We start from the raw sequence: 21,122 nt of genomic DNA on the forward strand, positions 1-21,122 counted from the left end.
CGTGGTTGATAGGTCAGAGGTGGAAGTGCAGCAATGTATGCAGCTTACTGATACTAATAGGTCGAGGACTTGACCAAGATAAATGATGGAAGATGTATGTATGCGGTTTTCAGAGTGCAGCTCTGAAACAGAAGATTATGTGGTTACTATAGCAGAGAGGATACACCTGTTCCCATTCCGAACACAGAAGTTAAGCTCTCTAGCGCTGATGGTACTTGGGGCGAAGGCCCCTGGGAGAGTAGGTCGTAGCCACGTAATCTTTTTTTTATTTTCAGTTATTTTACAAAACCCTGGCTTTTATGTAAAAGTCAGGGTTTTTATATTTCATTTTAAGTAATAATTTAACACAAATATCAAAAAATACTATAATATTGCGAAAATACAAAAAAATGTATATAATTGAATAATAATATATAATTTTTTACAGATTAAAAATCGTAATATGCTTTTATAATAAAAAAATAATTATACTAATTCGATAAAATATCATGCTTATTTATAAACTTATTTTATAAATTAAGAAATATCAAAAAATACATTCAAAAATTAGGGAAAGTACTATATAATAGTAGGTATGACATTCAAAAATAAAGGAGGCAGGTATTATGGTTAAAAAGTTTAATAAGATACTTGTTGCTAACAGAGGAGAAATAGCAATAAGAATATTCAGAGCTTGTTCTGAATTAGGAATAAAAAGTGTAGGTATATACAGTAAGGAAGATAAATATGGACTTTTCAGAACAAAAGCTGATGAGTCTTATCTTATAGGAGAGGACAAAGGTCCTATAGATGCCTACCTTGATATAGAAGGAATAATAGCTCTTGCAAAGAGAAAAAAAGTTGATGCAATACATCCTGGATATGGATTCCTTGCAGAAAACGCTGAATTTGCAAGAAAATGTGAAGAAAATGGAATAACTTTCATAGGACCATCATCTAAGATAATGGATCTTATGGGTGATAAAATAAACTCTAAAAAAGTTGCAAAAGAAGTAGATGTACAGACTATACCTGGTGTTGAAAAAGCTATAAAATCAGTTGAAGAAGCAAAAGAAGTTGCTAAAATGGTAGGTTATCCTGTCATGATAAAAGCTTCAAATGGTGGTGGAGGAAGAGGTATGAGAATCGTTCACCACGAAGAAAATCTTGAACTTGAATACGAAACAGCATGTAGTGAATCAAGAAAAGCTTTCGGGGAAGATATGATATTTATAGAAAAATACATAGAAGACCCTAAACACATAGAGGTACAGATACTAGGAGATAACTATGGAAATCTTGTTCATCTTTATGAAAGAGACTGTTCAGTACAGAGAAGACATCAGAAGATCATAGAATACGCTCCAGCATTCTCTCTAAGTGAGAAAACAAGAAAAGAAATATGTGAAGATGCTGTAAAACTTGCAAAACACGTTGGATACTCAAATGCAGGTACTCTTGAGTTCCTTGTAGACAAGCATGGAAATCACTATTTCATAGAAATGAACACAAGAATACAGGTTGAACATACTGTATCAGAAATGATAACAGGAGTAGATATAGTTCAGGCTCAGATACTTATAGCTGAAGGCCACAGACTTGATTGCCCTGAAATAGATATAAAATCTCAGGACGATATACAGGTAAGAGGATACTCTATACAGTGCCGTGTAACTACTGAGGATCCTAAAAACAACTTCATGCCTGACACAGGAAAGATACAGGTTTACAGAACTGGTTCAGGTTTCGGTATAAGACTTGACGGTGGTAACGGATTTACAGGTGCAAACATAAGTCCTTACTACGACAGCTTACTTGTTAAGACTATTTCATATGATAGAACATTCAAAGGAGCTATAAACAAGACTCTTAGATCTATAAAAGAGATGAGGGTAAGAGGTGTTAAGACAAACGTAGGATTCCTTGTAAATGTGCTTAACAACCCACAGTTCCAGCAGGGACTATGTTCTACAAAATTCATAGATGAAAACCCAGATCTTTTCGATATAAAAGAAAGTAAGGACAGAGGTACAAAACTTCTTCACTATATAGGTAATGTAATAGTAAATGAAAATAAATGTGCTGAAAAACCTAGATTTGATGCACTTCATGAGCCTTGTATGAAAAAAGACGTGCCTGTAATAGAGGGAAGTAAGGCTAAACTTGAAAGACTTGGTAAAAAAGCATATATAGAAGAAATATCAAACAGCAAAAAACTTCTTTTAACAGATACAACAATGAGGGATGCTCATCAGTCATTAATAGCCACAAGACTTAGAACAAACGACTTTATGAAGGTTGCAGCTGCTACTGATAAATACCAGAAAGATCTTTTCTCTCTTGAGATGTGGGGTGGAGCAACTTATGACGTTGCATACAGATTCCTTAAAGAATCTCCATGGAGAAGATTACAGCAGCTTAGAGAAGCTATACCTGATATAAACTTCCAGATGCTTCTTAGAGCTTCAAATGCTGTAGGATACAAAAACTATCCAGACAACGTAATAGAAGAATTCATAAAAGCATCAGCAAGAGAAGGAATAGATGTATTCAGAATATTTGACTCACTTAACTGGGTAGAAAACATGAAACCATCTATAGCAACAGCTCTTGAGCAGGGTAAAATAGTTGAAGGTACTATGTGTTATACAGGAGATATACTTGATAAGAGCAGATCTAAGTACAACCTTGAGTACTATCTAAAAATGGCAAAAGAACTTGAGGATTTAGGTTCTGATATAATAGCAATAAAAGACATGTCAGGTCTATTAAAACCTTATGCAGCATATACTCTTGTAAAAGAACTTAAGAAAGAAATAAAAGCTCCAATACACCTACATACTCACGATACAAGTGGAAACGGTGTTGCACTTTGCTTAATGGCTGCAGAGGCAGGAGTCGATATAATAGACTGTGCTCTTGAATCAATGGCAGGACTTACAAGCCAGCCTTCACTAAACGCTATAGTTGAAGCATTAAAACATACAGAAAGAGATACAGAAATAGATCTTTACGGATACGATCAGCTTGGAAGATACTATAAAGATCTTAGAAAAGTATACGGAAAATTTGAATCAGACCTTACAAACTCTTGTGCAGAGATATACAACTTTGAAATACCTGGTGGACAGTATACTAACCTTAAACCACAGGCAGACAGCTTAGGACTTGTAGGAAGATTCGATGAAGTTAAGGAAAAATACAAAGAAGCAAACGAAATAGTTGGGGATATAATAAAAGTTACTCCATCATCAAAAGTAGTAGGAGACCTTGCTATATTCATGACTAAGAATAAACTTGATAAAGAAAACATATACGAAGAAGGAAAACACCTTGCATTCCCTGACTCAGTAGTTGACTACTGTAAAGGAATGATAGGACAGCCAGAAGGTGGAATACCAAAAGCACTTTCTGATGTAGTTCTAAAAGGTGAAGAAGCTATAACAGTAAGACCTGGATCACTTCTTCCATCAGAAGACTTTGATGCAATAAAAGAACATCTGAAAGAAAAATTCAACTTAAAAACTGTTACAGACCTTCAGGCTATAAGTTATGCGTTATATCCAAAAGTATATGAAGATTATCTAACTCATCTTCAGGAGTACAACGACCTTTCTAAACTTGAAAGTGATGTATTCTTCTACGGACTAAACAAAAACGAAGAATGTGAAGTTGAGATAGAAGAAGGTAAGGTTCTTACAATAAGACTTACTGATATAGGAGATGTAAAAGAAGATGGATACAGAACTGTTGATTTCGAACTTAACGGAATGATGAGAGCTGTTGAAATCAAGGACAACAACTATTCAGGAGCTGTAAACCATGTAGAAAAAGCCGACATGGGAGATCCAATGCAGATAGGTGCAAGTATACCTGGTAAAGTTGTTAAACTTCTTGTATCAGAAGGAGATACAGTAACTAAGAACCAGCCACTTATAGTAATAGAAGCTATGAAGATGGAAACAAATATAGTTGCAAAAGCAGATGGAGAGATAAAATCTATAAAAGTATCTGAAGGAGATATGGTTGTAGATAAACAGCTTCTAATGATATTAAAATAATGTATTCTGAGGGCATACTGAAAAGTATGCCCTTTTTAAAAAAGATTCTTCTAAAAATAATATCGAACAGTATGTATTGTTATAAAATTGTATATGTGATATAATAATTCCATAATATAAAAGGGGTGAATGTATAGAAATGAACAATTAATCTTATTCAATACAAGTGATTTAACAAATAAAACATCAAAATAGATGTTTTGTTAATAGAGCTTAAATTACTGCATAAAGTTGAGAATAAGATTGTAAATTTTAAATACATCACATAATATAAAAATAGTTTTTTGCTGTTTTTGTTTAATTTGAATAATTATGTCTGTAACAACTTTCTTATTTTTATGCGGTAATAAATGCTGAAAATGAGAAAGTTTTTTTATTTGAGGAGATGATTATTATGGCACAAATTAAAATAAATAATTTAACATTTCAATATGATTCATATGGAGAAGATGTATTCAAAAATGTATCAATTGTTTTAGATACAAATTGGAAATTGGGATTGGTTGGAAGAAATGGAAGAGGTAAGACAACTCTTTTGAAATTACTTATGGGAGAATATAAGTACAGTGGACAAATAAATAGCTCAGTAGAATTTGATTATTTTCCTATGGAAGTTAAAAATAAAAAAGAATTAGCAATTAATGTTATGAGAGAAGTTATTGCTCCGTTTGATAAATGGGAGAGTGAAATGGAATTCTATTCAAAGGACACTAAATATATAAAAGAATATGGAGATGTATTTGATAAATATATAAGTCATGATGGATATATTATCAATGAACTTATAGAAAAAGAAATATGTAAAATAGGATTGAAAGTTGATATATTAGATAGAATATTTGATACACTTAGTCAGGGAGAACAGAATAAATTATTGTTGGCTGCATTATTTCTAAGAAAGAATAAATTTATTTTGATAGATGAACCTACAAACCATTTGGATACAGATGGGAGAAAGTGTGTTTCTGAATACTTAAACAAGAAAAAAGGATTTATACTTGTGTCCCATGATAGAAATTTTATAGATGAGATAGTTGACCATATTATGTCGATAAATAAGAGTAATATTGATATACAAAAAGGAAATTATTCAACATGGTATCTGAATAATGAAAGAAGAGATAATTTTGAGAAAGCTGAGAATGAAAAATTATTAAAAGAAATAGATAGATTAAAAATAGCATCGAATCAGAAATCAAAATGGTCAAATGCAGCGGAATCAAGTAAGTTTGGATCTGGCCCTGTAGATAGGGGATATATTGGACATAAAGCTGCGAAAATGATGAAAAGATCAAAATCTCTTGAAAAACGACAGAATAAGGCTATAGAAGAGAAAAGAAAGCTATTAAAAAATATAGAAACAGTGGAAAATCTTTCAATACACAATATGAAGCACGAGAAAAATATATTTATAAGTACCACGGGATTACAGATAAAATACGATAATAAAATATTGAATAAACCAATAGATTTTGAACTTAAATCAGGTGAACGTATATGGCTAAAAGGAAAAAATGGAAGTGGGAAATCCAGTATAATAAAACTTATTATTGGGGAAAAAATAGACTATCTTGGAAATATAAATGTATCAGGTAAAATATCATATGTTTCACAATCAACAGACTATCTAAAAGGAAAGATAGAAGATTTCGTAAAAGATAAAGATGTGGATATACAACATTTAAAAAGTAGTTTGATACAATTGGGATTCAAAAGAGAACAGTTCGAAAAAAATATAGGTGAATGGAGTGAAGGGCAGAAAAAGAAACTATTAATTGCCACTAGTTTATGTGAAGATGCTGAGATTTACATATGGGATGAGCCGTTAAATTTTGTAGATATAATATCCCGTATACAAATAGAAAATATGATTATCGATAATAATATTACTATGATTTTTGTAGAGCATGATGAGTATTTTGGTCAGAATATATGTACAAAAGTTGTAGAAGTTATGCCAAAATAGAATTTTTTTATCTATCAAATAATAATATATAAATAATTTGTCGGAACAATACTTGACTGAATCAATTAAATATAATATACTTGACTAAATCAATTAAAAATAAGGAGAGATAATAATGAAATATTCAATAATATATTCATCACATACAGGAAACACAAAACTACTTGCAGAAAGTATACAGAGTCTACTTGGAGAAAACTGTATATACTTTGGTGAACCGGATGAAAAAGCACTTGAAGCAGATGTAATATTTGTAGGGTTCTGGACAGACAAAGGAAACTGCAGCGATAATCTTGCGATATTTATGAAGAAAATAGAAAATAAGAAAATATTTATATTCGGAACAGCTGGTTTCGGTGGAGCACAGTCTTATTTTGATAGAATACTATCAAATGTCGAGTCAAATCTTAAGTCATCAAATAATATAATCGGAAGATTTATGTGTCAGGGAAAAATGGGTATTGCAGTAAGAAAAAGATATGAAAGTATGCTTGAGAAAAATCCAAATGACGAGGGAGCAAAGAAAAGTATAGAAAACTTTGATATGGCATCAGTCCATCCTGATGTAAATGATATTTCAGAGCTTAAAAAAGCAGTTGAAGCTGTATTATAAATAATTAAGAAATGAAAAAAGTATTGTATAAAATTTCGATTATATATTTTAGGATAATGTCAGAAATTTTAAACAAATAAAAAAAGGAAAACGTATTTTTGTGTAGAAATATATAAAAGTAAAGTCATTTGACAGACAATAAGCAACAAATTATTACACAAAAGGCGGGTGCTCGTATGAAAGTATATGATAGCAATATGTTAAGAAATGTAGCGATATTAGGACATAGTGGATGTGGTAAGACTAATCTTATCGAAACAATATCTCACGTTGCCAATACAAAGAAAATTCCTAAACTTACTGATAAAGTAAATATGACTTACAGTATGGGACTTATACCTATAGAATACGAAGGATACAAATTCAACCTGCTGGATACTCCAGGGTATACTGATTTCAGCGGTGATGTTATTTCAGCTTTAAAAGCAAGTGATGTCGCTGTAATAGTTATAGATGCAACAGATCCTCTACAGGTAGGAACTGAGAAAGCTCTTGAACTTACTGAAGGTATTCCTAAAATCATGTTTATAAATAAAATAGACAATGAAAAAGCGAGATATAAAGATGTAATAGAAATGCTTGATGGAAAATTTGCTCATAAGATAATAGCTATGATAAGCCCTGTTTACAGAGACGGTAAATTTATAAAACTTCACAACGTATTTGAAAATGTGGACGATTTAGAGGGTGAATTTAAAGAGCAGGCTTTAAAAATGAAAGAAGCTCTTATGGAACTTATAGCTGAAACAGATGACGAAACACTTGAAAAATATTTCAGCGGTGAAGAACTTACAAAAGAGGAAATACAGAGAGGTATAATAATCGGTGTTCAGAGAGGGGATATAATACCTGTAATATCTGGTTCTACGATAAACAACGTAGGTACAAAAGAAATAATAGAGACTATATCTAGCTATATAGATCCTAAATATCAGGATGTAAAATCTCCATTCAAGGCACAGGTATTCAAGACAGTTGTAGACCCATTTGTAGGAAAAATGTCTTATATAAAAGTTCTTCAGGGAGAAATTAAAAAAGATTCAGAAGTATACAATCTTAACAGAGACACAAAAGAAAAAATAGCCAATATATATACATTAAACGGAAGTGAACTTGTTGAACTTGAAAGAGCGGAAGCCGGAGATGTTATACTTGTTACAAAAGTTCCTTCTCTAAAAACAGGAGACACTATATCTAAGGATAAAAATGAAATCCCAGAAGATGAGATAGAATTCCCTAAACCACAGATATACTATGCTGTTTCTCCTAAAAATAAAAATGACGAGGAAAAAGTCGGAACAATACTATCTAAACTTGTTGAAGAAGATCCAACTCTTCACTTCTACAGAAATACAGAAACTAAACAGGCTCTTCTTGGAGGACAGGGAGAACTTCATCTTAAGACAGTAATAAACAAAATGAAGGATAAATTCGGTACTGAAGTAAATCTTGACGACCTTAAAGTTGCATACAGAGAGACTATAAAAGGTAAATCTGATGTACAGGGTAAACATAAGAAACAGTCTGGTGGACATGGTCAGTATGGAGATGTAAAAATAAGATTTGAAAGAAGCAGCGAGCCATTTGAGTTTGATGAGGAAATATTCGGTGGATCTGTACCTAAACAGTACATACCTGCAGTTGAAAAAGGACTAAAAGAAAGTATGGCAAAAGGAATACTTGCAGGATATCCTGTTACTCAGATAAAGGCTACTCTTTATGATGGATCATATCACGATGTAGACTCTTCAGAAATGGCATTCAAGATGGCAGCTTCAATAGCATTCAAAAAAGGTATGGAAGAAGCAAATCCAGTACTTCTTGAACCAATAATGAAACTTACTATAACAATTCCAGATGAATATATGGGAGATGTTATGGGAGATATAAACAAGAGAAGAGGAAAAATACTTGGTATGGAACCTACTGACAATGGAAAACAGGTTCTTACTGCAGAAGCTCCTCAGGCGGAAACATTCAAGTATGCTATAGACCTTAGAGCCATGACTCAGGGTAGAGGATATTTTGAAATGGAACTTGTAAGATACAGTGAAGTACCAGCTCAGATAGCAGAAAAAATAATAGCAGCAGCTAATAAATAACAGGAAGTATTCGGTGTTGCCGTGTATGTGCTTTAATCATGTATACGGCAACACCTTTTTTGTTTGGTTATATATCTGAGATTACTACAAACTGTAATATATGCAAAATATCAATATACTTCAACTGTAAATAAATTTAACTAATTTGTCACTTTTCATATGTTATAATATATTATGAGAAAGAATGTAAACAGAGGGGTTGTTGATGGCAAAGATAAAAACTAAATACGTATGTCAGTCATGTGGATATGAAAATCCAAAATGGCTTGGAAAGTGTCCTGAATGTATGAAATGGAATACATTTGTAGAGGAAATAGAGGATGCTTCATCGAAAAAAGCAAATAGAGAAACTTTTATTATAGATAAATCTTCAAAAAAACCGGTGAGTATAAAATCTATAACTGTACAGAATGAAGAAAGATTTTCTACCGGTATAAATGAATTAAACAGAGTGCTTGGGGGAGGAATTGTAAGAGGATCGCTAGTACTTGTGGGAGGAGACCCCGGAATAGGAAAATCTACACTTTTACTTCAGGTATCTGAGAGTGTTGCACAGACAGGGAAAAAAGTATTATATATATCCGGTGAGGAATCGGAATCTCAGATAAAAATGAGAGCGGAAAGACTTGGAGCAGGTTCGGATAATCTGTATATATTTGCAGAAAACAACCTGAATCTTATAGAGGCACATCTTGAAAGTTTTACACCGGATCTTATAATTCTCGATTCAATTCAGACTGTATTTACTCCGGATATAGCATCTGCACCGGGAACAGTAAGTCAGATAAAGGAAGGAACTTCGAGATTTATGAAAATCTCAAAAAAAATGGGAATATCTACGTTTATAGTGGGACATGTTACGAAAGAGGGGTCACTTGCAGGCCCAAAACTTCTGGAACACATGGTGGATACTGTTCTTTATTTTGAAGGGGAAAGATACAACACATATAGACTTATAAGGGCGGTAAAAAACAGATTCGGTTCGACAAATGAACTTGGTGTATTTGAAATGAGAGATAAAGGATTATTTGAACTTGAAAATCCTTCAAAGGTACTTATAGCAGAAAAACCAAAGGATGTTGCAGGCTCTGTAATAGTATCTACTGTAGAGGGAACAAGACCGATGCTTCTTGAACTTCAGGCACTTGTATCTCCTACAAGCTTTGGTATACCGAGAAGAACTGCAACTGGAATTGATTTTAACAGAGTGAATATACTTCTTGCTGTACTTGAAAAAAGAGTCGGAATGCAGATTCAGAATCAGGACGTATATATAAATATCGTCGGGGGAATAAAAATAAATGAGCCCTCAATGGACCTTGGAGTAATACTTTCTGTAGCATCGGGATTCAGAAATATACCGATAAAAGAAGATGTCGCTGTTACAGGAGAAGTAGGACTTACAGGAGAAGTAAGGGGAGTAAGCTTTATAGACAAAAGAATAGCTGAATGCAAAAAACTTGGATTCAGAAAAATAATAATACCAAAAACAAACTATGATGCAGTAAAAGATACAAAAGGAATTGAAATATGGCCTGTTGAAAATGTAAGACAGGCGATAAATGTTGTACTGAAAGGAGAATAGAAGTTATGGAAAAGATAGCTGAAAACAGAAACATGAGAAAAGATGTTCTAAAAATGATTTCTCCTGGAACAGCATTGAGACAGGGACTTGACAATGTTCTTAAGGCTAAGACAGGGGGACTTATAGTAATTGCAGATGATGAAAGTGTTATGGAACTTGTTGATGGCGGATTTGCTATACATGTGGAATATACACCTTCATATCTTTATGAACTTGCAAAAATGGATGGAGCCATAGTGCTTAATTCTGAAATAGATGAAATATTATATGCAAATACACAGCTTATACCAGATTATTCAATAAAAACATCTGAGACAGGTACAAGACACAGAACGGCTGAGAGGGTTGCAAAACAGACAAAATCGACTGTAATAGCAATATCTCAAAGAAGAAATGTAATATCTGTATATAAGGGCGATCAGAAATATGTAGTTGAGGATATATCAAAAATATTTACAAAGGCAAATCAGGCACTTCAGACACTTGAAAAGTATAAATCTGTACTTGATCAGGCGGTATCAAATCTGAATGCACTTGAATTCAATGGATTTGTTACTATATACGATGTTGCACTTGTAATACAGAAGATAGAAATGGTAATGAGGGTTACGGATATAATAGAAAATTACCTTCTTGAACTTGGAAATGAAGGAACACTTGTAAGAATGCAGCTTGAAGAGTTAATGGGAAGTACAAGAGATGATCGGAATCTAGTGTTTATGGACTATGAAAGCGATGTTAATGCAAAAGAATTCAGAAAGAAACTTTCTTCTATGAATGAGGATGATCTTTTAGACCTTACTAATATAGCAAGAATACTTGGATACAGTGGTTTTTCAGAAAATATGGATATGCCTATAAAGACAAAGGGATACAGAGTTCTTAATAAGATTCACAGACTTCCATCGAATATCATAGAAAACCTTGTGAATTATTTTGATAACTTCCAGGATATACTGAAAGCTAGTATAGAGGAGCTTGATGAAGTCGAGGGAATAGGAGAAATAAGAGCTACATACATAAAAAACGGTCTAATAAAAATGAAACAGCTTGCCCTTCTTGACAGACATATATAGATAAGGCAGAAATGTAACAAAACAGCGATAAAAGGTTACAATTGCGGTAAAATTGAATGAAGTTGGGCAATTTACTTGAAGAAACCGTATCGCTGTTCTATAATAATAAAATATAATGAGGGGGTGAAAGCTTGATAAATAAAATAATAAGAATACTTATAGGAGCTTTTGGTATAGTAGTTGGATCAACTGCATATACATCGATAACAGATAATCTGAAAATACTTACTTATGGAAATAAAACATACGAAGTTGCAGCAGCACTAGCAGTAGGAATAATAGTTGGAATAATATTTTATGCAATAGAACCATGGATTATTAAAAAAATAAAAATGCTTGCAAAAGCAGTAGACAAGGAACTTTCAAAATATCCTCAGATGGATATACTTTTAGGATCAATAGGTCTTATAGCAGGATTTGTTATAGCATATCTTCTTAGTGGACTTCTAAATACAATCCCTGTAATAGGAAGAGTAATATCACTTCTTGCATACCTGATAATGGGATATATAGGAATAAAAATTGCACTTAAAAGTAAAACGGACCTTGCAAGAGTAAATAAAAGAATAATTGGAGCAATAATAAAAGAAAAAGAGGAAAAAGAGTCTGTCAAAGAAGAAATAAATGAAGAGGAAGTATGTTCAAAATACGGAATTCCCCCAAAAGTTTTAGATACAAGTGTAATAATAGACGGTAGAATAGCAGATATATGCCAGACCGGGTTTATTGAAGGAAAAATAATAATTCCTCAGTTTGTACTTGATGAACTTAGACATATAGCTGATTCAGCGGATGACCTGAAAAGAGTCAGAGGTAGAAGAGGGCTTGATATACTGAATACTATACAGAAGGAACTGAATATAGATGTAGAAGTAAGTAGTCAGGATTTTCCTGAAATAGCAGAGGTAGACATGAAACTTCTGAAAATGGCACAGACAGTAGGCGGAAAAGTTGTCACAAACGACTTTAACCTTAACAAAGTAGCGCAGGTTCAGGGTGTAGAAGTTTTAAATATAAATGAACTTGCAAATGCTGTAAAACCAGTAGCAATTCCTGGCGAAGATATGGTAGTACAGATTGTAAAAGAAGGAAAAGAAGCTCAGCAGGGTATAGCTTATCTTGACGACGGTACAATGATAGTTGTAGATGGAGGAAAGAAACTTATGGGACAGACTATAAAAGTACTTGTAACATCTGTTTTACAGACTCCTGCAGGAAGAATGATATTTGCAAAACCAAAAAATTAATGTAAAATAATAATGAATAGGCAACAATAAGAATCGATAGTGATTCTTTTAGAGAAAATATATTCAAGAAAGGAAATAATGAAATGAACAACAATGAATTAAAAGCTATTGCAAATGAAGTAAGAAAAAGCATTATCAGATCAGTATCAGAAGCAAAATCTGGTCATCCAGGAGGATCTTTATCAGCAGCAGATATACTAACTGTATTATACTTTGATGCTATGAATATAGATCCTGCAAATCCAAAATGGGAAGATAGAGACAGATTTGTAATGTCTAAAGGACATGGTGCTCCTGCATTATATGCTGTTCTTGCTGAAAGAGGATACTTCCCAAAAGAAGAGCTTCTTTCTCTTAGAAAATTCGGTTCTATGCTTCAGGGACATCCTGATATGAAAAAAACTCCAGGTGTAGATATGTCTACTGGTTCTTTAGGTCAGGGATTATCAGCTGTAAACGGTATGGCACTTGCAGCTAAACTTGATGGAAAAGACTACAACATATATACACTTCTAGGAGACGGTGAAGTTCAGGAAGGTATGATATGGGAGGCTGCAATGAGTGCTGCTCACTACAACCTTGACAACGTTATAGCTTTCCTTGATCACAACGGTCTTCAGATAGACGGTTCAAACGATGAAGTTATGAGCCTTGGAAAAATAGCTAAAAAATTCGATGCTTTCGGATGGAATGTAATATCAGTTGATGGACATGACTTCGATCAGCTTAAAAAAGCTATAGAAATGGCAAAAGAAGAAGAAGGTAGACCTTCTATAGTTATATGTGAAACTGTAAAAGGTAAAGGTGTATCATTTATGGAAAATCAGGCTGGATGGCATGGAAAAGCTCCAAATGCTGAGCAGACTGAAACAGCATTAAAAGACTTAGAAGGAGGAGTTCAGTAATTATGGAATTAATAGCAACTAGAGAGGCTTATGGAAAAACACTTGTAGAATTAGTTGAAAACAAGGACGTTGTAGTATTAGATGCAGACCTTGCAGGTGCTACAAAAACTGATATGTTCAAAAAAGCTTGCCCAGAGAGATTCTTTGATATGGGTATAGCTGAGGGAGATATGATGGGTACAGCAGCAGGACTTGCAGCTTCAGGTAAAATACCTTTTGCAAGTACATTTGCTATATTTGCTGCAGGTAGAGGATTCGAACAGATAAGAAACTCTATATGCTATCCAAAATTAAACGTAAAAGTTGCTGCAACTCATGCAGGTGTAACAGTTGGAGAAGACGGTGGAAGTCACCAGGCTATAGAAGATATATCTCTAATGAGAAGTATACCAGGTATGGTAGTATTAAACCCTGCAGATGCTGTAGAGGCTAGAGCTATGGTACTTGCTGCTGCTGAGTACAACGGACCAATGTATTTAAGATTCGGTAGAGCAGCTGCTCCAGTTATACACGATGATTCTTACAAATTCGAACTTGGAAAAGGTGAAGTTCTTAAAGAAGGTAAAGATGTATCTATAATAGCAACAGGAATAATGGTTGCAAAAGCTTTAGAGGCTGCTGAAGTTCTAAAAGCTGATGGAATAGATGCAGAAGTTATAAACATAGGAACAATAAAACCTCTTGACAACGAGCTTGTTGTAGCATCAGCTAAGAAAACAGGAAAAGTTGTTACAGCTGAAGAGCACAGCATAATAGGTGGACTTGGTTCTGCTGTATGTGAAGTTCTTTCAGAAGAGTGCCCTGTTAAAGTTACTAGAATAGGTGTTAAGGATCAGTTCGGACAGTCAGGAACTCCAGACGCTTTATTAAAACACTACGGATTAACTGTAGAAGATATAGTTAAAGCTTGTAAATAATAGATAGAATATATTTTCTCTATGGGGAGCATATGCGGATTTAATCTGCTGTGCTCTCTTTTATTTTGTGCAGGGATGCTATTTACAATATATGATATGTTTTCTATACTAAAAATAAAGTGAAATATGATAATATATATGAGTTTAGTTATAGATATAAAAGGATTAAAAAAACTATATGATTATCACAACAATAATAGAATAATTTATAAAACAAAGGAATAAGAAATATGATAAATATAGCAGTGTGTGAAGATGAAATATTTCAACTTAATGATCTATCAGACAAATTACTCAAAATTTCAAATGAGTTAGGTATAGAATTTAATATATATAAATATAGTTCTGCAAAAGAACTTTTAGAAAATTATCCTGAAAATATAGATATATTATATTTGGATATACAAATGGACAATATGAATGGAATGGAAGCAGCAAGGATTATAAGAAAATATAACAAAAGAACAGAGATAATATTTACAACAGCAGTAGATGATTATATAAGGGAAGGATACGAAGTTAGAGCATATAGATATTTATCAAAACCAATAGAATATAATACACTTAAGAAAAGTACATCGGATTGTATAAATGAAATTGCAAATAAATTTGAAACGATAGATATCAGCTATGCTGGAGAAACTATAATTATAAATAAAGAAAGCATATTGTATGTGGAAGTTATGGGAAAGGAAACAACGATTTATACTGATGAGGAAGTATTTTCTTTTAGAATATCTATGAAAAATATAGAAGAGAAATTGAATGGAAAAGAATTTTTTAAATGTAATAAGAGTTATATAGTAAATTTAAAAAAAGTAAAGCGAATAGACTATAAAGAGAGAACAGCTCTTGTAGGAAATCATAAAATACCGATAAGTAGAAATAGTATTAAGTTGTTTAAGATAAGATTATTAGATGTATTGGGAGATATGATTTAAGTGAAAGCTATGAATTTATAGCTATGAAATATATTTTAACCACGGTATTTATACAATTTATACCGTTAAATATACAGTTTATTCCAATAAAAGAAATATAACAAAATTGTCTGATATACTCAAATAAACCGATTGTTGGAGGTGTTTATATGTATATCAGATATTTTTTTTATAATAGAAAAAGAAATATATCAATGTCTATAGGAATAGCAGTATCTGTTGTATTATTATTAGTCGTGTACTCTGTAAATAATGTTCTCCAAAATAACTATATAAATAATTTTAAAAGCAGAGAAGGAGACTATAATCTTTATATAGATAACCTAAAAAATACTAAAGAGATAATAAATCTTGAGGGGATAATGAATATTGGTACCGAAGAATTTATCGGTGGTGTTGAAAATAACGCTGGATTATATCAGCAGTTTAGTGGTATAGAAAAAGATTATTTAAAAGTATACAATATGGAAATTATATCTGGAAGAATGCCTGAAAATGATAATGAAATAGTTGTAGAAAGATGGGTAGCCCAGAATATGGGAATACAACAGGATGAAGAGGTATCTTTAAAGTTCACAGACAGTATGGATGCAAATAGAGCGTATAATAGAAAATTCAAAGTAGCAGGTATACTAAGCGATAGCAAATATTATAAACGGACAGGATATATGCATGTATATACAAAATTTCAAGGAAATAATCTTTACAAAACAAGAACTTATATATCAGTAAATGATGAAGTGAATATACCTTCGTTGAAAAATGAAATATCAAAGTTAACTGATATACCCCAAAAGGATATAAAAGAAAATAAAATTTTAAATGATTTAATTAAAGAAGAAAATAAATTTACATCAAAAGAAGTGGTAATGTGTATATCTATATTGATGATGAATATACGGTTTATAAATGGAGTTTATAGTATATCAATAGTAAAGAGAAAAAAAGAATTCGGTATAATGAGAACTATTGGAATAGACAACAAAAATCTTTTTAAAATGATTTTTATGGAACTATGTATAGTTGGAGTTGTAGGTATAATTATGGGATTGATACTCACATTTTTCATAATGAATATACTTAAGTCCGATACAGAGTTATTATATAAAATATTCGGAATAGAGAAGTATATGATATCGGATTTTGAAAATATAAATATAAATTATAAGTGGATTGTATATACATTAATTCCAATTGTGTCGGCATTATTTGTTGCAGTAATACAGTATAGAGATATAAAGAGAAAATCTCCTATAGAATTAGTGATAAACGAGGATAACAGTGAAAAATCATTAAAAACTAAGTTTAAAGAAAAGAATATGGATAATATACTCAGCAAAATTTCATACAATAGAATGATTATGAACAAGAAAAAAACGATGTTAATATTATTTATATTGAGTATAGGAGCAATTCTTTTTACTTCAATAAATTATAGAAATGATATGATGATGTATCATAATAATAGGTTATTTTCAGATCCATCTAATGGTGATAATTTTGATATAAATATGAATACAATGAATTTTAATAAAAAGGGAATTGATGAAAAATCTCTAAATTATATAAGTAATATAAAAAATAACGACGGAAGTAGTGCCATAAATGAAATAATAGCATCATCTCAGAAACTTGGTAGAATAAAAATAAGTGGAGATTATAAAAAGTATGATAAATATCTAATCGAAAGAGATAAACACTATAAAATATCATATAATGGTATTTTAGTAGATAATAAAAATGAAAAATATATAAAAGCATCTGTATTCACGTATAATGATGAGACAATGAAAAAAGTATATGGGATAGACAATAATAAAGATGAGGCTATAATGTATTTGCCCGAAGAATTTAAAAAAGATAATATATTTGTTGGAAATGATAATAAGGCAGAGTTTGTATCGTCAAAAGAAAAAGAATACAAAAAAGAATTTATATATGGATATAAGAACTATGATGAGGAAATGTACAAAATAAATGATATACAGATAAAAAATACAACATCGGAGTATTTATATTCCGGTCCATATTATACATCTGATGATGACTTACCTCAGATTATAGTAAGTAACTCTTTATATGAAAAAATGTTCGGAGAGATTATTTATGACAATATAAATATACTGGTAAATGAAGGTGTGGACTCTGAATTCGTGAGTAACAGTATTATAAAATATATAAAAGGATTGCCTATAGTAGTATCTGATATAGCAGAAACAAGAAAAGAAAATGAAATTATTGATCAGAAAACAAAGTTATTTTTTAATTTTGTAGTACGGGTTATATATGTACTAACAATAATAAACTCTGTAAATATGATTTCAGACATTCTAATTTCCAGAAAAGATGAGTTTAAAAAGCTGAGCATACTTGGGGCATCTAAAAATCAGTTGAGGACAATGGTATTAAAAGAGACAATAATATATTCTGTGATATCATTCGGGATAGCCTTTATTATATCGATATTGTTTGAGGTTTTATATTACATATCGCATATGAATAAAGGATGGCTTTTCCCGGATTTTTACATAGAATATAAATCAATTATATTTTTAGGAGTTGTGAATTTTATAGTTATTCTAATAACAGCAAAAGCTTCTACGAATTATCTAAGAAAATAAATCGCTCTGTTAGGAGGAAGGAGATATTGTATGGGTGGTATATTTTATAATTTAATGTGGATATTTATAAACTTTATAAATATATTCATATTTGTAATAGCATTTGACTTTATCTCCAATTATAATTCAGATAAATATGAAAGATACGATATCAAAAGAGTTATAAGGTTATTTGTACTTGGAGTGCTGATTTTTTTATTCCTTCATAAAAATTACTATATTATTTCGATTATCATAGGGGTGATATATGCAAAAAGATTTTACTCTTTAAATATAAAAATTTCTGTATTATTATCAACGTTATATTGGGGCTTAGGATATTATTTACTGGATAAGATAAATAGCAGGATAATAACAATATTGAATATAACGGATAATAGATTGTCGGGATCCAATATAATAATAACAAAGAATATGATAGATCCTAATATATATGTGGTGTATTTTGAAGAATTTATATTCAATATTATAGTGCTTATAGTAATATGCCTGATAACTATGTATATTAAAAAATGTAAGGATATAGATAAAGCTATTTTAAAAATGATATTTGTACCTGTAGTGGGAAATATAGCAAGCATACTCGTTATATACAGATATATTGCGTTTGAAGGAATTACAGCACAGGAGATGTTTATAATAGCTGTCATTTCAATTTTTATGGTTACTTCAAATATTTATATTTTCTTTGCATTAATCAATATGATTGAAGGATATAGAGTCAGGTACACCAATAAAATTATGAATGATATTCTAAAAAAAGAATATGAACACTATATGGACTTGAACTCAGAACGTGAAAAAGTAAAATCTATTCGCCATGATATAAAAAATCATCTGATAAGTATAAGAGGTATGGCTGATAACAAAGAACTGAATTCTATAAAAAATTATATTGATAACCTATATGAAGATTTAGATTCGTCAAAAGTAATGTGCGACACAGGAAACATAGTTTTAAATTATATAATACGGAATAAATCTGTTGCATGTATCAGAAAAAATATAAAGCTGGATGTATCTATAAAAGCTGAATCATTGAAATTCATAAAAGATACAGATATGTGTATGATATTTTCAAACTTATTTGATAATGCAATAGAAGCATGTGAGAAAATAGATATTAAAGAGACTAGATTTATAAATTTAAAAGGACAAAGAATAAATGATATGTATGTTATTGTAATGAGTAATTCTATGAATAATGAACTTATAAATCTTGAAACTTATAAAAAGAAAAATGAAATACATGGATATGGACTCAGAAATATAAAAGATGCTGTAGACAAAAATAATGGAGAATTGAATATAGAAATATCTGATAAAGTGTTTACTGTAAAAATTATGTTTATAATATAGCTTTAACTGATACATAAATCTTTGATTTTAAACCTATCTATATAGTAATATTGTATATAGATAGGTTTTATATTATAAAGAGAGGTGATAAATATGAACAGTGCCATAATAGTTGCAGCTGGAAGTGGAAAGAGAATGAAAGCAAATATAAACAAACAGTTTCTATGTATAAACAAAAAAGAAGTGCTGGCACATGCGATAGAGAAATTCTACAGATGTGATGAGATAGATGAGATAATAGTCTGTATAAGAAAAGACGAAGAGAATATGTTCAGAGAACTTATAGCAGAAAAATACGGATATGAAAATATAAAAATAGCATATGGTGGAGCTGAAAGACAGGATACAATAAAAAACGGACTTGAAAAACTAGACGAAAATTCTGAAATAGTACTTATACATGACGGAGCAAGACCATTTATTACCGAGGAAATAATAAAGGATGCGATAGAAAAGACAAAGGAATATGGAGCGACAGTTGTAGGAGTTCCAGTAAAAGATACAATAAAAATCGTAAAAGACGGGGTAATAGAGGATACTCCTGACAGAAGTATAGTATGGGCAGCTCAGACACCTCAGTCGTTCAAAAGAGATATAGTTGAAAAAGCATATAAAAAAGCATATGAAGATGGATTTTATGGGACTGATGATGCGATGCTTGCAGAAAAGGTAGGATACAGGGTACATATGGTTATGGGATCATATGATAATATAAAGATAACAAGTCCTGAGGATCTTGGATTTGCTGAAAGTATAGAAAAAAGAATCAGATAGTTTATATATAAATAATCTGATATAATTATTCTATGAAGTCGTAAAGGGTGGCGTGTGATTTACCTTTCATGAAAGGAGGAAAACTCTTTGATAGAAAGGGATGATCACTATGGAACAGTTTTTTAGAGATATAGTTGTTGGTGTTATCACTGGAGTAATCCTTATGATAATATCGACAATGTATAAGACAGTAAAAAACCACCTATCAACGGCCATTGATAAGTGGTTTAGAAAATAATAATATTTTTTAAATTGCATCATACGCCGTCTGATACGGCTTCTATTTATATTATATCATATATGAGGATTTAAGACATTATATTTAAAAAATATATTCAAAGGAGAGAGTGTATGAGAGTAGGAATGGGATATGATGTACATAGACTTGTTGAAGGTAGAAAACTTATAATAGGTGGAGTTGAAATAGAACATGAAAAAGGACTTCTGGGACATTCTGATGCAGATGTTCTTACGCATGCTGTAATGGACTCTATACTTGGAGCAATGGCTCTTGGAGATATCGGTAAGCACTTCCCTGACACAGACGAGAGATTCAAGGGAGCAGACAGTATAGAACTTATGAGACATGTAAAAAAATTAATGGACGAAAATGGATACAAAATAGGAAACATAGACTGCACGATAATAGCTCAGGCTCCGAAGATGGCTCCACATATTCCAAAGATGAGGAAGATATTTGCAGATGCCCTTGATACAGAAATAAGCAATATAAATGTAAAAGCCACTACAGAAGAAAAACTTGGATTTACAGGTTCAGGTGAGGGAATTTCTGCACAGAGCATATGTTTGTTATTGACAAAATAGAGACAATAAGATATCATTTAGAGTATAAGTTGAAATAATCAGAAAACAGTGATGAGGACTAGTAAGTTGCGAAAATCTTACAGAGAGGAAGAATTGCTGAGATCTTCCAGATGGAAACAGCTGAACCTGACCTTTTAGTTCAGAGTAAAAA

Annotated in this window: 14 protein-coding genes, 1 rRNA gene and 1 other annotated feature (1 of these 16 running past the window's edge); all 15 genes read left to right on the forward strand. The window is 31.5% G+C overall.

From position 1 onward, the window contains the following. Nucleotides 1–138 precede the first annotated feature (138 nt). Nucleotides 139–255: ribosomal RNA gene (rrf, locus tag EXD82_RS07165) — 5S ribosomal RNA — on the forward strand. A gap of 350 nt (nt 256–605) precedes the next feature. Further along, nucleotides 606–4,040, forward strand: a complete 3,435-nt coding sequence (locus EXD82_RS07170; RefSeq protein WP_142536238.1) for a pyruvate carboxylase — start codon at nt 606–608, stop codon at nt 4,038–4,040. A gap of 394 nt (nt 4,041–4,434) precedes the next feature. Further along, nucleotides 4,435–6,006: a ribosomal protection-like ABC-F family protein gene (gene abc-f, locus EXD82_RS07175; protein ID WP_142536239.1), complete on the forward strand. Its 1,572-nt coding sequence runs from the start codon at nt 4,435–4,437 to the stop codon at nt 6,004–6,006. A 115-nt stretch (nt 6,007–6,121) separates the two neighbouring features. Next, nucleotides 6,122–6,619, forward strand: coding sequence for a flavodoxin family protein BilS (gene bilS, locus EXD82_RS07180; RefSeq protein ID WP_142536240.1), 498 nt, complete (start codon nt 6,122–6,124; stop codon nt 6,617–6,619). A 176-nt stretch (nt 6,620–6,795) separates the two neighbouring features. Continuing rightward, nucleotides 6,796–8,721 carry an elongation factor G gene (locus EXD82_RS07185; RefSeq protein WP_142536241.1) on the forward strand — a complete coding sequence of 642 codons (1,926 nt, stop codon included), beginning with the start codon at nt 6,796–6,798 and terminating at the stop codon, nt 8,719–8,721. Nucleotides 8,722–8,926: 205 nt separating this feature from the next. Beyond that, nucleotides 8,927–10,306, forward strand: coding sequence for a DNA repair protein RadA (radA, locus tag EXD82_RS07190; protein WP_142536242.1), 1,380 nt, complete (start codon nt 8,927–8,929; stop codon nt 10,304–10,306). Nucleotides 10,307–10,311: 5 nt separating this feature from the next. Next, the gene (gene disA, locus EXD82_RS07195; RefSeq protein WP_142536243.1) at nt 10,312–11,382 is read left to right on the forward strand and encodes a DNA integrity scanning diadenylate cyclase DisA; all 1,071 of its coding nucleotides are present in this window, start codon (nt 10,312–10,314) and stop codon (nt 11,380–11,382) included. Nucleotides 11,383–11,513: 131 nt separating this feature from the next. After that, on the forward strand, nt 11,514–12,629 hold the full coding sequence (locus tag EXD82_RS07200) for a PIN/TRAM domain-containing protein (RefSeq protein ID WP_142536244.1): 1,116 nt from the start codon (nt 11,514–11,516) through the stop codon (nt 12,627–12,629). An 83-nt stretch (nt 12,630–12,712) separates the two neighbouring features. After that, a complete protein-coding gene (locus tag EXD82_RS07205) occupies nt 12,713–13,534 on the forward strand; it encodes a transketolase (protein ID WP_142536245.1) in 822 nt (273 codons plus the stop codon). Between the two features lie 2 nt (nt 13,535–13,536). Beyond that, a complete protein-coding gene (locus tag EXD82_RS07210) occupies nt 13,537–14,451 on the forward strand; it encodes a transketolase family protein (RefSeq protein ID WP_142536246.1) in 915 nt (304 codons plus the stop codon). A 230-nt stretch (nt 14,452–14,681) separates the two neighbouring features. Then, nucleotides 14,682–15,392, forward strand: coding sequence for a LytR/AlgR family response regulator transcription factor (locus EXD82_RS07215; RefSeq protein ID WP_142536247.1), 711 nt, complete (start codon nt 14,682–14,684; stop codon nt 15,390–15,392). Between the two features lie 149 nt (nt 15,393–15,541). Beyond that, the gene (locus tag EXD82_RS07220; protein WP_142536248.1) at nt 15,542–18,013 is read left to right on the forward strand and encodes an ABC transporter permease; all 2,472 of its coding nucleotides are present in this window, start codon (nt 15,542–15,544) and stop codon (nt 18,011–18,013) included. Between the two features lie 360 nt (nt 18,014–18,373). Further along, nucleotides 18,374–19,372, forward strand: coding sequence for a sensor histidine kinase (locus EXD82_RS07225; protein ID WP_174919190.1), 999 nt, complete (start codon nt 18,374–18,376; stop codon nt 19,370–19,372). Between the two features lie 93 nt (nt 19,373–19,465). Beyond that, a complete protein-coding gene (gene ispD / locus EXD82_RS07230) occupies nt 19,466–20,146 on the forward strand; it encodes a 2-C-methyl-D-erythritol 4-phosphate cytidylyltransferase (protein WP_142536250.1) in 681 nt (226 codons plus the stop codon). A 351-nt stretch (nt 20,147–20,497) separates the two neighbouring features. Next, nucleotides 20,498–20,971, forward strand: a complete 474-nt coding sequence (gene ispF, locus EXD82_RS07235) for a 2-C-methyl-D-erythritol 2,4-cyclodiphosphate synthase (protein WP_142536251.1) — start codon at nt 20,498–20,500, stop codon at nt 20,969–20,971. Nucleotides 20,972–21,010: 39 nt separating this feature from the next. Further along, nucleotides 21,011–21,122 (forward strand) — a binding site (T-box leader); it runs 93 nt beyond the window's last position.

This window comes from Peptacetobacter hominis, assembly GCF_006861675.1.
GTDB classification, from domain to species: domain Bacteria; phylum Bacillota; class Clostridia; order Peptostreptococcales; family Peptostreptococcaceae; genus Peptacetobacter; species Peptacetobacter hominis.

What these genes read in the sequence shown, in the direction of transcription:
- EXD82_RS07215 (WP_142536247.1), top strand. Translation starts at nt 14,682, where the DNA reads ATGATAAATATAGCAGTGTGTGAAGATGAAATATTTCAACTTAATGAT.
- abc-f (WP_142536239.1), top strand. Translation starts at nt 4,435, where the DNA reads ATGGCACAAATTAAAATAAATAATTTAACATTTCAATATGATTCATAT.
- EXD82_RS07205 (WP_142536245.1), top strand. Translation starts at nt 12,713, where the DNA reads ATGAACAACAATGAATTAAAAGCTATTGCAAATGAAGTAAGAAAAAGC.
- disA (WP_142536243.1), top strand. Translation starts at nt 10,312, where the DNA reads ATGGAAAAGATAGCTGAAAACAGAAACATGAGAAAAGATGTTCTAAAA.
- EXD82_RS07170 (WP_142536238.1), top strand. Translation starts at nt 606, where the DNA reads ATGGTTAAAAAGTTTAATAAGATACTTGTTGCTAACAGAGGAGAAATA.
- radA (WP_142536242.1), top strand. Translation starts at nt 8,927, where the DNA reads ATGGCAAAGATAAAAACTAAATACGTATGTCAGTCATGTGGATATGAA.
- EXD82_RS07185 (WP_142536241.1), top strand. Translation starts at nt 6,796, where the DNA reads ATGAAAGTATATGATAGCAATATGTTAAGAAATGTAGCGATATTAGGA.
- EXD82_RS07220 (WP_142536248.1), top strand. Translation starts at nt 15,542, where the DNA reads ATGTATATCAGATATTTTTTTTATAATAGAAAAAGAAATATATCAATG.
- ispF (WP_142536251.1), top strand. Translation starts at nt 20,498, where the DNA reads ATGAGAGTAGGAATGGGATATGATGTACATAGACTTGTTGAAGGTAGA.
- EXD82_RS07210 (WP_142536246.1), top strand. Translation starts at nt 13,537, where the DNA reads ATGGAATTAATAGCAACTAGAGAGGCTTATGGAAAAACACTTGTAGAA.
- ispD (WP_142536250.1), top strand. Translation starts at nt 19,466, where the DNA reads ATGAACAGTGCCATAATAGTTGCAGCTGGAAGTGGAAAGAGAATGAAA.
- bilS (WP_142536240.1), top strand. Translation starts at nt 6,122, where the DNA reads ATGAAATATTCAATAATATATTCATCACATACAGGAAACACAAAACTA.